Source organism: Spiroplasma endosymbiont of Polydrusus pterygomalis (assembly GCF_964030825.1).
GTDB lineage: Bacteria > Bacillota_I > Bacilli_A > Mycoplasmatales > VBWQ01 > Spiroplasma_E.
Window position 1 is genome coordinate 70,290 of the sequence record NZ_OZ034964.1, and the last position, 14,031, is coordinate 84,320.

Here is a 14,031-nt window from a genome sequence, read left to right on the forward strand (position 1 = left end):
TTCCTAACTAATTTTTTTCTTCAAAAATGTTACATAAGATATATAAAATAAAATAACTGAAATAATAATATAACCATAAATAATTATTGAAATATTTTGAAAATATTGAATTTTTTCAATATTTATTTTACTTTTAATAAAAGTTAGTTTAAAATCATGGTAACTAAATAAAGCATTTTTTTGTGTGTCAAAATCAATATTAGATAAAGGATAAATTTCGAATCAAAAATCACCATAATATCCCATAAAATAGGTTCATATTTGATTTCAATGTTCAATTATGTTGATATAATTTAAAATTTGATATGTATTAACAGAGTCAATGTATTTTTTATAGTTATTATTGATAATAATATCATTATTAATGATATTATTATCAATGCGAACTTGTTCATAAATATAATCTTCAACTGTTCTAATAACATAATATATCGGGTTATAGAAAATTTTGTTAAATTGATTTCGAAAATCAAATTGATATTCATAATTTGATAAAAATATATTTTTAATTTCATCATCAGTAATTGCTTTTGTAGTATTATCTTCTCCTTTAATAGCAATAAAGGTTTTATTAATATCATTATCAGAAGTTACTAAAGTTGTTGCTTTAGTTTTTTGATTTAACATAAATGTATTAATGTTATTACATTCAAGATTATAATCATTTATTAAATTCAATAAATCTTGAAAAATTTTATTACCATTTAAGTTTAGTTTTAAAAAGTCTAAATCTTTAAAATAACTATTAAAAGTAATTTGTAATATAATAGTTTTATTTATATATTCTACTGGTCTTCATGCTGCAACTTTGCCCTCAAATTTTTTGACTACGGAGTCTTGGTAAATAAGTCCTAAACTTCTAAAAAAATTAATTCTTTTATTAATAACATTTTCTGAATTAATGTTCTTTAATTCGAAAGAAGTTAATCCAGAATAGAAATTAAAAATAGTCTTTGTTAAATTATGGTATTTAATTAAATTGTTTTTTAAATTTTCCTTAAACAAAATTGAATTTTTAATTTGCCTTACACTATATGATTCATTATTTTTAAAACTTAAAATAATGTTATCAGTTTTTATTTTATTAAATGAATAAGGTAAACCACCTAATAAAAATAAACTACAAAAAATAATAAAAATTAAAAAAACAGTTTGTGAACGTATAAAAACTGATAATACGACAACACCAATCGTTAATAAGATACTAAATAAAAAACAAAAAACAAAAAATTTAAGAATAGTAATAACATGAAAAATTAAATATTGCTCATTAAACATGAAACCAAGAGTACCAGCTATTATTAATAAAATTAGAAAATTAAATAAAATAAAGATAAAATTAGTAAAAAAAAGAGCAATATATTGTGTTAGAATAATATTTTTTCTTGAATATGGTTTTGTAATTAAAAGTAAAAAAGAACTATCTTCAATTTGAATACCAAATATTTTTATCGCATTCATTACAACAAAAATAAATAAAAGAATGTTATAAAAAATTATAAAATAATATTGAAAGTCAACGAAAAAGATATCATTTGCTAAATTTAAAGAAAATAAAATTAAAGAAGTTATTAATGAAAATGTTAATGAAAATATTAATAAAAAAATTGTGATAAAAGAATGATTAATTTTAAATAAAATTAATTGAAAAAGCTTAATTCAAGATTTATTTTTATTTTTCATAAATAGTCCTTCTTTTTAATTTTATTATTAAACCTATAATTTATTATATTATTGCTATTTAAAAATTAAAAAGATGATTTTAATTTCAAATATTACTATCTGCTCTTTTAATTATTCATTTATTAAATGTTATATAGTTATTTTCATATTTTTTACTACCAAAAATAAAATTAAATCCATCAATACTAATGTGTATGTAAGAAAAATAATCTTGAGGGTTTTTAGTTACTTCTAGTGTAGAATTATCTATTCTTTTAACAAATTCAGAATTTTGCAAAGTTGCATATTCATTTCCGCAACCATTTAATTGTATTTGAAATTTTGTATTACTATCAATTGCGTTTTCTGTTACTGCTTTTTCTTTAATTTTGTTACTAAAATAACTATTAATATCCATTAAATTTTTATTGTCAAAAAAATATGAGTCAAAGTCTTTTCTATCCATATACATAATTAAATTTTTTTCATTGTTAATAATATTAAATGGTGTTTTAATAAAACCATCTAAAGAAAAAGTTTTTCCTAATGCTGTTGCTACTTTCTCTGCTCATTGTTCTCTTGTCTGATTTTTACGAATTGTAATAAAATTAAAGTTAATTCTTTCTAAGGTTAAACCTGAAATAGTTCAATCAGTTAATGAAATTTTTCCAAAACTTTTAATCTTTGATTTTTTGCTTGTAATTTCTGATTTTGTTGTGCTATTTAAATTTGAATCAATTCATTTATCTAAATTTTCATTAAAATCTTCAACTATTATCTTAAAATAATCTTTTAAATAGTTTATTGAATCAATACTTGAATTATTAAATGCATTATAAAAATGATTTGCTTCTTTATATACGTGTTCTTTCATTCTTACATTATTATCTTCCAAAAAAATACTTTTATTAATAAAAATATTTTTATTATTTAACATATTACGTAAGTTAGCATTTGCTTGCTTAATTATATTTTCATCATTTGTAATTATATCAATATCCACAAGATAATTTTTTATTTTATTATTAATTTCTAATGAAGCTGCTTGAATTACTGACTTTATATTAGCACCTGTGTTGGCAAAATAGATAATATATTCTTGATTTAAACCCTTATTTTGCAATTTATTATTATCATCTTTATATGATAATAATAAATTTAAATTTATTTTAATAGAATATCAAAATCTTATTTTTAATTTATTTGGACTATAATTTCTAATGCCAAAATCAACCTTATCTTCGCTTTTTCATTTAAAAGGAATTTTTTTAAAATTGGTGTTATTAACAGAAATCTTTAATACATCATTGTTTGATATTCCATTAAATAATAATCTTAAATTATCATCAAGTATTAATTTATTAGTGATATTAGTATCAATCATGCTTTGTATTCTTTTAGTAAAAGCATTAGTAAAATTAGCATCATCAATTTTTTCATCTGTTGAAGAAGGAAGCCCTTTTAAAAGCTTATAAAAATCATTGCCTGATACAAATTCATTTTCAAAAAATAAATTTTTATTTGAATTTATTAAATCTCCGAATCCTTCTTTAATTTTATCTTGTGCTTTAATTAATAATTCTTGTATATTATTTCCATCATTATTTGTTGGATTTATTGGTTCTTGACCACCACCACAAGCAATAACATTTGTACTTGCTGTGCCAATTAAAGTTATTGCTCCTAGCATAGTAAGTATTTTCTTCATATCTTTATACCTCCTTAAATTTTGTATAATTTAACTTTATATTATTCTGCAATAATTTCTTGATATATTCGTTTTTACTTTAATAAGTAGAATTAGTTCACACATATTTTCATTCTTATTAATATCATTTAACATATCATTAAACTTTTCTTGTGATATTGATTTTTATTTTTGATTAAATTTATTTATTTTTAGTAATTTAACTATTTGTTTTTCTTTTGCTGTTCAGTTAAAATATATTTTTTTATTTTATTGTGTTCTTTTTTTGTAAAATAAACATTTTTATCTATTTTCTAATTTATTTCTTATAGTTGCATTAATAATTGTTTTGCTTGAAATAATTTACGGTGAAAAATTACCATTATAAAAAAATTGAAACAGTACAGTATATATTATTTTTGATTATCATACAAAAAATAAAATGAAAGATAATTTGAATACCAATTGCTTTGCCAATTTGCCAATTGAAAAATAAATAATTACTTTGACTATATAAAAATATAATAATTATTTTAAAATATTATTTACTAATGGGTTATAATATAATTATATTTTTTATAAAAAGTTTATATTTTAATTTTCTTTTTTTGTTTAAAATACACTTAGTATTTTTCTTTGTGCAAAAGATAGAAATTTTAGTTATCAAATTTTATAAAACATAATATTAATTATAATAAAAAAATTAATGTTAATTTTATTAGAAAGGGTGTTTTATGGAAAAAGAAAACTCTGTTGAAGTTAGATTAAATAAAAAAGCGCAAAGAAATTCAATTAATATGTTAAAACGACAAGCTATTTTTAGTACAGCAAAACCATGAAAAGCTATTTTTATTATGGTTACTCCACCTTTAATTGCAGTAATTATTTTTTCTACTTATCAAATTTTTGATAAATGAATTGCTACCCAATGAGGGGGACAAAGCATTATTGATCGTTATAGTCAAAGTTCAGGGATAATAATTAGTTTGCAACAAGCATTAAAAATTATTAATATTGCTACTACTTATGCAGCTGTTCCATCTTCAATGATGGTTGCTTTTGCGTTAATGGTGGCAACAGGAACAGGAATTAAATATTCAATTGCATATGGTCAAAATAAGCGTCATCAAATGTCTCAGTATTTAGGAAATGGTTTTTTATTATCTTTTCTGGTTTCTATTATTCTGATGATTATTATGTATTTTAGTTGTCAAAGTATTATTGAATTTCAAGCAGGAAGTGATGCTGGAAGTGATCCAGAAATTAGAAAAATTATAATTAAAGAAGCAGTTAGATTTTCTCAAATTTTAATTATTGCCACACCATTACTTTTTTTTGCTTATTTTTTAGTTTCGTTGTTACGTAGTGAAGGAATGATGTTATGAACAATTTTAATTAATGTTGCTGCATGTTTAGTAAATATATCGTTAGATTTTATTTTTGTTATTCCTGGTAAGTTAGGAATGGAAGGTACTGCTTATGCTACAATTATTGCTTGAGTAAGCATTAATTTATTTTCAATAGCAATTATTTGATATAGTGTTGATAATTTAAGATTTAAAATAGGAGATTTAAAACTTAAATGAGTAATAGTTACAGGTATTTTATTAATTGGAGCAACATCGTTGTTACAAAATATTGCGCAAAGTATTTTAGCAATGGTTACTACTAAAATTTTAAATACATTAACACCTCCAAATTATCATGGTGGTGACAGTGGTATTCCCGTTTATGTCCAATTATATGGTGGCATTATGCCGTGATTAATATTAATTAATGCGCCTATTATTGGTATTACACAAGGTGCTAGAGCATTAATTGGTTATGTATATGGTTCAAAAGATTTTGGTCGTGTTTGAGAATTAATGTGACGTTTAACATTATTACTTTTATTATTACTAATTGTTTCAGTATTGATAGTAGTAATTGCTGGCCAATATATGATGCATGCCTTTGGTGTCGATTTAGAAATGGCAACATTTTTTAAAATTTATATTATTATGCAGTTTGCTTTTTATCCATTAGCCACACTACATTATGTTGCTGTTATTTTTTATCAATCAATTAATCGTGGCAAATTGTCTTTATTTGCTAGTTTACAACGAACAATTATCATACCAATTATTTGTTTAAGTTTAGGGTATTATGTTGCCAATGTTACTCATAATGGTTTTTATTTTTACTTGTTTCTTGGTTTTATTGATTTATTTGCTGCTGTTATATTATTACCATTATTAGGTTATACCTTTTGAAAAGCTAAACCATTTATTCATGCAAGTAAGAAAAAAGAAAAAGAAATTAATCATAATTTAACAGACAAAAATGTAACTCATAATGTATAAAATATTTATTAAAAAGAATAGTTTTTTTATAAACTATTCTTTTTTAAATATAGATATTAGATTTTAATTGTTTAATGTTATGTAAAATATTAAATTTACAAATTAAAAGGAATAAGTTTATCAGTTAAATGATATTCTCATTCCTAAGTAATTAACTTTTAGTTTTTATATTTATAAGTTTATTTTATTTTTTTTTATCACGGTTTGCTTTATTACTTCTAGCACGTCCTCCTTCATCAACTGCTTTTTTTAATGCTTTGCAAGAATTAAATTTGACTACTCATTTTTTTGGAATCGGCATTGTGTTTCCAGTTTGTGGATTTACTCCTTTTCGTGCTTCATGGCATTTAACAATAAAAGTGCCAAAGTTACGTAATGTTACTTTTTCACCATTAATTAAAGCAGCACCAATTTTTTCTAACATTACTTCTAATGCTTCCTTGTATTCTTTATCTGATATCTGTAATTCTTTTTGTACAATTTCTGCTATATGAGTTTTTTGCATAAAATCTTCAACCTTTCTTAACCACTTACCATAAGTTATGCTATAAAACATGCCTTAAATGATATTTATTATTATATAACATTTTTTTTTAAAACCTTATTTAATGAAAATAAAAAGATAGTAATTTAAAACATAAAATTAGGGTTTTAATTCTGAAGTGAAAATAAAATAATCTTTACATTTAATTTATTGTATGTTAAAATCTTAGAAATAATTAAATAACTATTTTGGAGGTACTTATATTATGCAAATGAGAAATTTATTGAGACTTATTGGCTCATTAGCTTTAACATCAGGAGTTGCCACTTCAGCTGTTGCTTGTGGTGAACAAGCAGCAGTTAATTTAGATACGGTGTTGAAAAATAAAAAATTAGGTGAAATCAAAGTTACTAATGTTACAAAACCAACTGAACAAGAACTTAAAAATGCTATTAAAGCAGTACCAGAAAATAAAGATATTAATTTAAAGGGAATTATCGTTAAAGCTGTCATTCCTGAAGGATCAGCGTCAATTACTAGTGCAACAGTTACACCAGATGGTACCATTTATAATGGTAATGAAATTACGGTAACATTTACATTAATACATAAAAAGACAGATGTTGATGTTACTAATGATATTAAAACAGCTTTAGAAGAAGGTGTTGATGGTAGTTCATTAAATACTTCACAAAAACAAAGTGATGCTAAAGATCTTATTACAGCAGCAATAAAACAAGTTACTGATGCAGATAAAGTTGCAGCAGCAGACTTTACCATTGTTAATGGTGATACAGTTTTAACTGCAGGAGATAATAAAGTTGATATTAAAGTTACTTTTGGTGAAGCAAAAGATGTTGCTATTGCAGTTAATTTAACTGGTGTAACAGCGCATAAAAAGACAGATGTTGAAGTTATTAATGATATTAAAACAGCTTTAGAAGAAGGTGTTGATGGTAGTTCATTAAATACTTCACAAAAACAAAGTGATGCTAAAGATCTTATTACAGCAGCAATAAAACAAGTTACTGATGCAGATAAAGTTGCAGCAGCAGACTTTACCATTGTTAATGGTGATACAGTTTTAACTGCAGGAGATAATAAAGTTGATATTAACGTTACTTTTGGTGAAGCAAAAGATGTTGCTATTGCAGTTAATTTAACTGGTGTAACAGCGCATAAAAAGACAGATGTTGAAGTTATTAATGATATTAAAACAGCTTTAGAAGAAGGTGTTGATGGTAGTTCATTAAATACTTCACAAAAACAAAGTGATGCTAAAGATCTTATTACAGCAGCAATAAAACAAGTTACTGATGCAGATAAAGTTGCAGCAGCAGACTTTACCATTGTTAATGGTGATACAGTTTTAACTGCAGGAGATAATAAAGTTGATATTAACGTTACTTTTGGTGAAGCAAAAGGTGTTGCTATTGCAGTTAATTTAACTGGTGTAACAACTAAATAATTAATGAAAAAATAATATTTTCTGATAATAAAAATAGCATAATTTAAATTATGCTATTTTTTTAATTTTTTTTAAATTTATTTGACTATTACTATTAAAAACTGGTATTATACTTATTGGACTAAATTTTGACACACTAGGAATTGTGTATATAATTAATTCTTTAAAATTAAAAAAGGAGGCTAACAATTAATGCCAACAATGAATCAACTATTACGTAAAGGACGTACAGATAAAAAATATAAATCTAAATCACCAGCGTTAAATGTTTGATACAACTCATTAACAAAAACAACTTCTTCAATTAGCAGTCCACAAAAAAAAGGTGTAGCACTTGTAGTTACTACAAGAACACCAAAAAAACCTAACTCAGCTTTAAGAAAGATTGTTCGTATTCGTTCAACTAATGGTATGGAAGTTACAGCTTATATTTCTGGAGAAGGTCATAATTTGCAAGAACATGCTATTGTCGGAATTCGTGGTGGGAGAGTTAAAGATTTACCAGGGGTTAGATATCATGTCATTCGTGGATATGCTGATACTGCTGGAGTAGAAAACCGTAAACAAGGTCGTTCTAAATATGGAACTAAAAGACCAAAAGATAAGAAATAAGGAGGTAAAAATCAATGCGTAAAAACCAAGCTATTAAAAGGGAATTAATTGCTGATCCAATTTATAATTCAAAAATTGTTACTCAATTAATTAATGCCATTATGACCAATGGTAAAAAAAGTATCGCGCAAAAAATTGTTTATAATGCTTTTAAAATGGTTGGTGAAAAAACTCAACAACCTTCTTTAGAAGTATTTGAAAAAGCAATTGCTAATATTACACCACAATTAGAAATTAAAACCCGAAGAATTGGTGGTGCCAACTATCAAGTTCCGATTGAAGTTAGTGCTAATCGTAAGATAACTTTAGCAATTCGTTGATTAGTGTCTTATGCTCAAGCAAGATATGGTAATAGTATGCAAGATAAACTTGCAGCCGAAATTATGGATGCTGCTGCTGGTAATGGTTCATCAATTAAAAAACGTGATGAAATTCATCGTATGGCTGAAGCTAATAAAGCCTTTGCTCATTATAAATGATAATAAAGGAGAATAGAAAATGGCAGAAAAATTAGGTCGACAATATTCACTAGCAAATACTAGAAATATTGGAATTATGGCTCATATTGATGCTGGTAAAACCACAACAACAGAAAGAGTTTTGTATCATACTGGTAAAATTCATAAGATTGGTGAAGTACATGAAGGTGCTGCCACGATGGATTGAATGGAACAAGAAAAAGCACGTGGTATTACTATTACTTCAGCAGCAACAACTGCTGTTTGAAAAAATCACCGAATAAATATTATTGATACTCCAGGTCACGTTGACTTTACTGTTGAAGTTGAACGTTCATTAAGAGTTTTAGATGGAGCAGTTGCAGTGTTAGATGCACAAACTGGGGTTGAACCACAGACAGAAACGGTTTGAAATCAAGCAACTAGATACAATGTGCCAAGAATTGTTTTTGCAAATAAAATGGATAAAATTGGTGCCGACTTTTCCTATTCAATTGAAACGTTAAAAGATCGTTTGGGTGCTAATGCTCATGCCATTCAATGACCAATTGGTGCTGAAGATGCTTTTGATGGAATTATTGATATTATCGAAATGAAAGCATACCATTTTGATGGTAAACCAAATGAAGATTATCGAGAAATTCCAATTCCAGAAGAGCTTAACGATGAAGTTATAATGAGACGTGAAGAATTATTTGAAGCACTTTCTCATTTTGATGATGATTTCTTTATGAAATATGCTGGTCAAGAAACATTAACAGTTGTTGAAATTAAAAACGTAATTCGTAAAGCAACAATAGCCGCTCATTTTTTTCCAGTATTGTGTGGTAGTGCTTTTAAAAATAAAGGTGTTAAATTAATGTTGGATGCAGTTATTGATTATCTACCTTCACCATTAGATGTACCGGCAATTAAAGGAGTATTATCTGATGAAACAGAAGCAGAACGTCATGCTAGTGATGATGAACCTTTCTCAGCGTTGGCATTTAAAATCATGACTGACCCTTTTGTTGGAAGATTAACTTTTTTTAGAGTATATTCAGGAACATTAGAATCTGGTAGTTATGTACTAAATTCAACTAAAGATCAGAAAGAACGTGTTGGTCGAATTTTACAAATGCATGCTAATAGCCGTGCTGAAATTAAAAAAGTTTATGCTGGTGATATTGCTGCTATTGTTGGGTTAAAAGACACAACTACTGGTGATACATTATGTGATGAAAAACATGAAATTATTTTGGAAAAAATGGTATTTCCAGAGCCAGTTATTTCATTAGCACTGGAACCTAAAACAAAAGCTGATCAAGAAAAAATGAGTTTAGGTTTGCAAAAACTTGCCGAAGAAGATCCAACATTCCGTGTTTCATCAAATAAAGAAACAGGACAAACAATTATTTCAGGAATGGGAGAATTACACTTAGACATCTTAACTGATCGTTTAAAGCGTGAGTTTAACGTTGCGACTAATGTTGGAAATCCACAAGTTGCTTATCGCGAAACCATTAAAGCAGTTTGTGAGCGTGCTGAAGGTAAGTATATTCATCAATCAGGTGGTCGTGGACAATATGGTCATGTTATTATTAAATTTGAACCAAATCCAGATAAAGGGTTTGAGTTTGTTGATAAAATTGTTGGTGGTAGAGTACCACGTGAATATATTAAGCCAGTTCAAGAAGGATTAATTGAATCACTAGCTAATGGTTTAATTGCTGGCTATCCAGTTATTGATGTTAAAGCAACATTATATGATGGTTCATTCCACCCTGTTGATTCATCAGAACGTGCCTTTAATATTGCTGCTTCTAAATCTTTACAAGATAATAAGGAATTATTAAAACCAGTATTGTTAGAACCAATTATGAATGTTGAAGTTATTATCCCAGATGAATATTATGGTTCAATTATTGGTAAAATTTCTGGAAAAAGAGGAACTATTGAAGCAGATGAAATGCGTGGTAATAGTAAGGTTGTTAAAGCTAAAGTTCCAATATCTGAAATGTTTGGTTATGCAACTGAATTACGTTCGATGACACAAGGACGTGGAACATACATAATGTCTTTTTCACACTATGAAGAAGCACCAAAATCAGTTGTTGAAGCAGTTGCTGGTAAATATCAAAAAGGAAGAATTACTAAAAAATAGAATAATTTAATTGCAAGTATAGTAACTTTAATTTAAAATTATTTTAGTGTTTAATTTTTAATTAAATAAAAAATAAGTATTAATTATTTTCAAGGAGGAAACAAAAATGGCAGAAAAAGAAGTAAAAAAATCAAAGCCTGCAGTAACAGGCCCAAAACAAAAATTTGAACGTACAAAACCGCACGTTAATGTTGGAACGATTGGTCACGTTGATCATGGAAAAACAACACTAACTGCTGCAATAACTAGTTATTGTTCAAAACATGAAGCAGATGGATATAAGGGTATGTTTAAAGACTATGCTTCTATCGATGCTGCTCCCGAAGAAAAAGCACGTGGAATAACTATTAATACAGCTCACGTTGAGTATGAAACACCAAGCCGTCACTATGCACACGTTGACTGTCCGGGTCATGCTGACTATATTAAAAATATGATTACAGGAGCAGCACAAATGGATGGTTCAGTCTTAGTTGTTTCAGCAACTGATGGTCCAATGCCGCAAACACGTGAACATATTTTATTGGCACGTCAAGTTGGAGTTAAGAAAATTGTTGTGTTTTTAAATAAATGTGATATGGACAGTGTCGATGATGATGTCTTAGAACTTGTTGAAATGGAAATTCGTGAATTATTAAATAAATATGAATTTGAAGGTGATGATACACCAATTATTCGTGGTTCGGCAAGAGGAGCACTAGATGGTAAAAAAGAATGAGAAGAAAAAATTAAAGAATTATTAACAGCAATGGATCAATGAATTCCAACACCAAAAAGAGAAGTTGATAAACCAGTATTATTAGCTGTTGAAGATGTTTTCACTATTACTGGACGTGGAACAGTTGCCACTGGTAGAATTGAACGAGGAACTTTAAAAGTTAATGATGAAATTGATATTGTTGGTATTAACAAAGGTCTTAAAAAAGTTATTGTTACTGGTATTGAAATGTTCAGAAAATTATTAGATGAAGCACAAGCTGGTGATAATGTTGGAGTATTATTACGTGGAGTTAAACGTGAAGATATTCAACGTGGACAAGTTATTGCTAAACCAGGATCAGTTACTCCACATACTAAGTTTAAAGGTGAAGTTTATATTCTAACTAAAGAAGAAGGTGGACGTCATACTTCATTTAATCCAGGATATCGACCACAATTTTATTTCCGTACAACTGATGTTACCGGAAGTATGGGGGATTTTAAAAATAAAGGCGAAAAATCAGAATTAATTATGCCTGGTGATAATGTTACTATTACCGTTGAATTAATTCACCCTGTTGCTCTTGAGAAAGGTACTCAATTTTCAATCCGTGAAGGTGGAAGAACGGTTGGAGCTGGACAAGTTACTGAAGTTATTGAATAATCAATTAAAACAAAAATCTTTATTCTTTTTAGAATAAAGATTTTTAATAGTAAAATTAGTTTTAGTAAAGTTAATTTATAGAAAAGAGATGATAACTAATGCCTCATGTTAAAGAATTGCAAAATTTAATTTTAAATCGTAAGTCAGTTCGTAATTATGATCCTAGTAGAATTATTAGTGATAGTAAAATTAATGATATTCTTAACTATGTGCGTCATACTCCCTCTTCATATGGTTTAGAACCATGAAAAATTTTAGTTATTAGCAATCCTGAAATGAAAGCACAATTACAACCAATTGTTAATAATCAACGACAAGTAAGCACTTGTTCCCACTTATTTATTTTATTGAGTTATAGTGGTGAAACTTTTAATACTAGTAATCAATGATTTATTGATACAGTAATGAAAAAACGTAATTTAACAAAATCACAATATGAAATTTATAAATTAACATTTAATAATTTTTTTGATATTGATAAAAAAATACAAATCAATCATTGAGCACAATGTCAAACTTTTATTTTGTTACAAAATCTTTTGTTATTACTAACTGCTCATGAAATTGATAATGTAGTGTTAGGAGGCTTTAACCAACATCAATTATTAACATATCTAGAATCAAATAATATTATTGAACCTAATAAATATCATGTTACAATTTTAGTATCTGCGGGATATGGTTTTCAATCAAAAACTAAAATTATTAAAAATGAAGTGAGCGAAATTAGTACAATTATTAAGTAAGTATCAAATATGGACAAAGGAATTAAAATGGAAAAATTAAAGTTAAATGACTTAGATATTGAAATAAATATTAATGTTATTAATAAATTTTTAGATAAGATTGAATATCCTATTCTTATTTTTGATTTTGAAACTTTTCAAAATTTATTACATAAAAATAAGGAACATTCTTATGCACATGATTTTGAGAAAATTTTTTCAATTGCAATCTTAGTTATTAATCAAAAAGAAGAGTTAACTGTTAAAAATTTACAAAATAAAAAATTACGTTTATTTGTAAAAACTATTATTCCACAACCAAATATTTTAAATGAAAATGTAGAACTTATTAAATATCAGCAACAATTTTTTAATTAATAAATTAGTAAAATATGGTATTAAATCTTTAATATTACTTGGTGCAAGAACTGAAATATTAATGTTAAAAAACTATTTAACTTATCATATTGATAGCAAAAAATTTAAAAATAAAGTTACTTATTTTTTTCAAAAACATAAAATTTTTGATCTATATGATATTTGAAATAATGATGAAGTTTTAAATTTACCTTTATATAAAAAAGGTTTAGAATTTGATGTCGGTGCTACTAAAAAAACTTATATTCTAATTAAGGAAAATAAGGATTATCAAAAAATATTTAAACCACAATTTTTATTAACAAATAACAATATTGGTAGAATTATTGATCAATATTTTTTTAATAATATTTGCTTATTACCTAATTTCACGACGCAAGTAGCAAATCATAATCAAAATGACGTTTTAATTGGTGCTGCCATTTTATCATTGCTTTATGTTTTTTCTAGTAAATATCAAAAAAATAAAGAGATTAAATTTAATTAGTTTAATGTCTTTATGATATTAGTTCATTATTTTAAAGATTTATTTTTTTATTGTTGGTAATAATAATGATGATGATCAATCATTAATTTCACTAACATTTAATTGCTTTTGATTATCTGAATTTAAAGTTGGCAGTAAATCTTTAAATTATTTTTCAAGTTCTATTTTAGACTCATTAATTAGATAAGTTTTTGCAAATCCTGATTTTTACAAGAATATCAA

Annotated in this window: 12 protein-coding genes; 9 read left to right on the forward strand and 3 right to left on the reverse strand. The window is 25.9% G+C overall.

Features of this window, described 5'->3' with window-relative positions; translation table 4 throughout:
- Positions 1-3: 3 nt before the first annotated feature.
- Positions 4-1,683, reverse strand: a complete 1,680-nt coding sequence (locus ACQH25_RS00350) for an ABC transporter permease (RefSeq protein WP_425381322.1) — start codon at positions 1,681-1,683, stop codon at positions 4-6.
- Between the two features lie 79 nt (positions 1,684-1,762).
- Positions 1,763-3,370 (reverse strand): lipoprotein, encoded by a 1,608-nt coding sequence (locus ACQH25_RS00355; RefSeq protein ID WP_425381323.1) that lies wholly within the window; start codon positions 3,368-3,370, stop codon positions 1,763-1,765.
- A gap of 713 nt (positions 3,371-4,083) precedes the next feature.
- Between ACQH25_RS00355 and ACQH25_RS00360 the strand changes: the two genes are divergently transcribed.
- On the forward strand, positions 4,084-5,691 hold the full coding sequence (locus tag ACQH25_RS00360; RefSeq protein WP_425381324.1) for an MATE family efflux transporter: 1,608 nt from the start codon (positions 4,084-4,086) through the stop codon (positions 5,689-5,691).
- A 184-nt stretch (positions 5,692-5,875) separates the two neighbouring features.
- Here ACQH25_RS00360 and ACQH25_RS00365 read toward each other — a convergent pair whose 3' ends face one another.
- The gene (locus ACQH25_RS00365) at positions 5,876-6,196 is read right to left on the reverse strand and encodes an HU family DNA-binding protein (protein ID WP_425381325.1); all 321 of its coding nucleotides are present in this window, start codon (positions 6,194-6,196) and stop codon (positions 5,876-5,878) included.
- Between the two features lie 244 nt (positions 6,197-6,440).
- Between ACQH25_RS00365 and ACQH25_RS00370 the strand changes: the two genes are divergently transcribed.
- The 8 genes from ACQH25_RS00370 (at position 6,441) to ACQH25_RS00405 (ending at position 13,809) form a co-directional block, all read left to right on the forward strand.
- Positions 6,441-7,643 (forward strand): hypothetical protein, encoded by a 1,203-nt coding sequence (locus ACQH25_RS00370; RefSeq protein WP_425381326.1) that lies wholly within the window; start codon positions 6,441-6,443, stop codon positions 7,641-7,643.
- 192 nt (positions 7,644-7,835) lie between these two features.
- Complete coding sequence (gene rpsL / locus ACQH25_RS00375; RefSeq protein WP_425381327.1) at positions 7,836-8,255, forward strand: 30S ribosomal protein S12; 420 nt, start codon at positions 7,836-7,838, stop codon at positions 8,253-8,255.
- Between the two features lie 14 nt (positions 8,256-8,269).
- Positions 8,270-8,737, forward strand: coding sequence for a 30S ribosomal protein S7 (rpsG, locus tag ACQH25_RS00380; RefSeq protein ID WP_425381328.1), 468 nt, complete (start codon positions 8,270-8,272; stop codon positions 8,735-8,737).
- Positions 8,738-8,765: 28 nt separating this feature from the next.
- Positions 8,766-10,856, forward strand: coding sequence for an elongation factor G (fusA, locus tag ACQH25_RS00385; RefSeq protein WP_425381828.1), 2,091 nt, complete (start codon positions 8,766-8,768; stop codon positions 10,854-10,856).
- 106 nt (positions 10,857-10,962) lie between these two features.
- A complete protein-coding gene (gene tuf, locus ACQH25_RS00390; protein WP_425381329.1) occupies positions 10,963-12,219 on the forward strand; it encodes an elongation factor Tu in 1,257 nt (418 codons plus the stop codon).
- A gap of 98 nt (positions 12,220-12,317) precedes the next feature.
- Positions 12,318-12,965 carry a nitroreductase family protein gene (locus ACQH25_RS00395; protein ID WP_425381330.1) on the forward strand — a complete coding sequence of 216 codons (648 nt, stop codon included), beginning with the start codon at positions 12,318-12,320 and terminating at the stop codon, positions 12,963-12,965.
- A 27-nt stretch (positions 12,966-12,992) separates the two neighbouring features.
- Positions 12,993-13,322, forward strand: coding sequence for a hypothetical protein (locus ACQH25_RS00400; protein ID WP_425381331.1), 330 nt, complete (start codon positions 12,993-12,995; stop codon positions 13,320-13,322).
- 61 nt (positions 13,323-13,383) lie between these two features.
- Positions 13,384-13,809: a hypothetical protein gene (locus ACQH25_RS00405; RefSeq protein WP_425381332.1), complete on the forward strand. Its 426-nt coding sequence runs from the start codon at positions 13,384-13,386 to the stop codon at positions 13,807-13,809.
- The last annotated feature ends 222 nt before the right edge of the window (positions 13,810-14,031 follow it).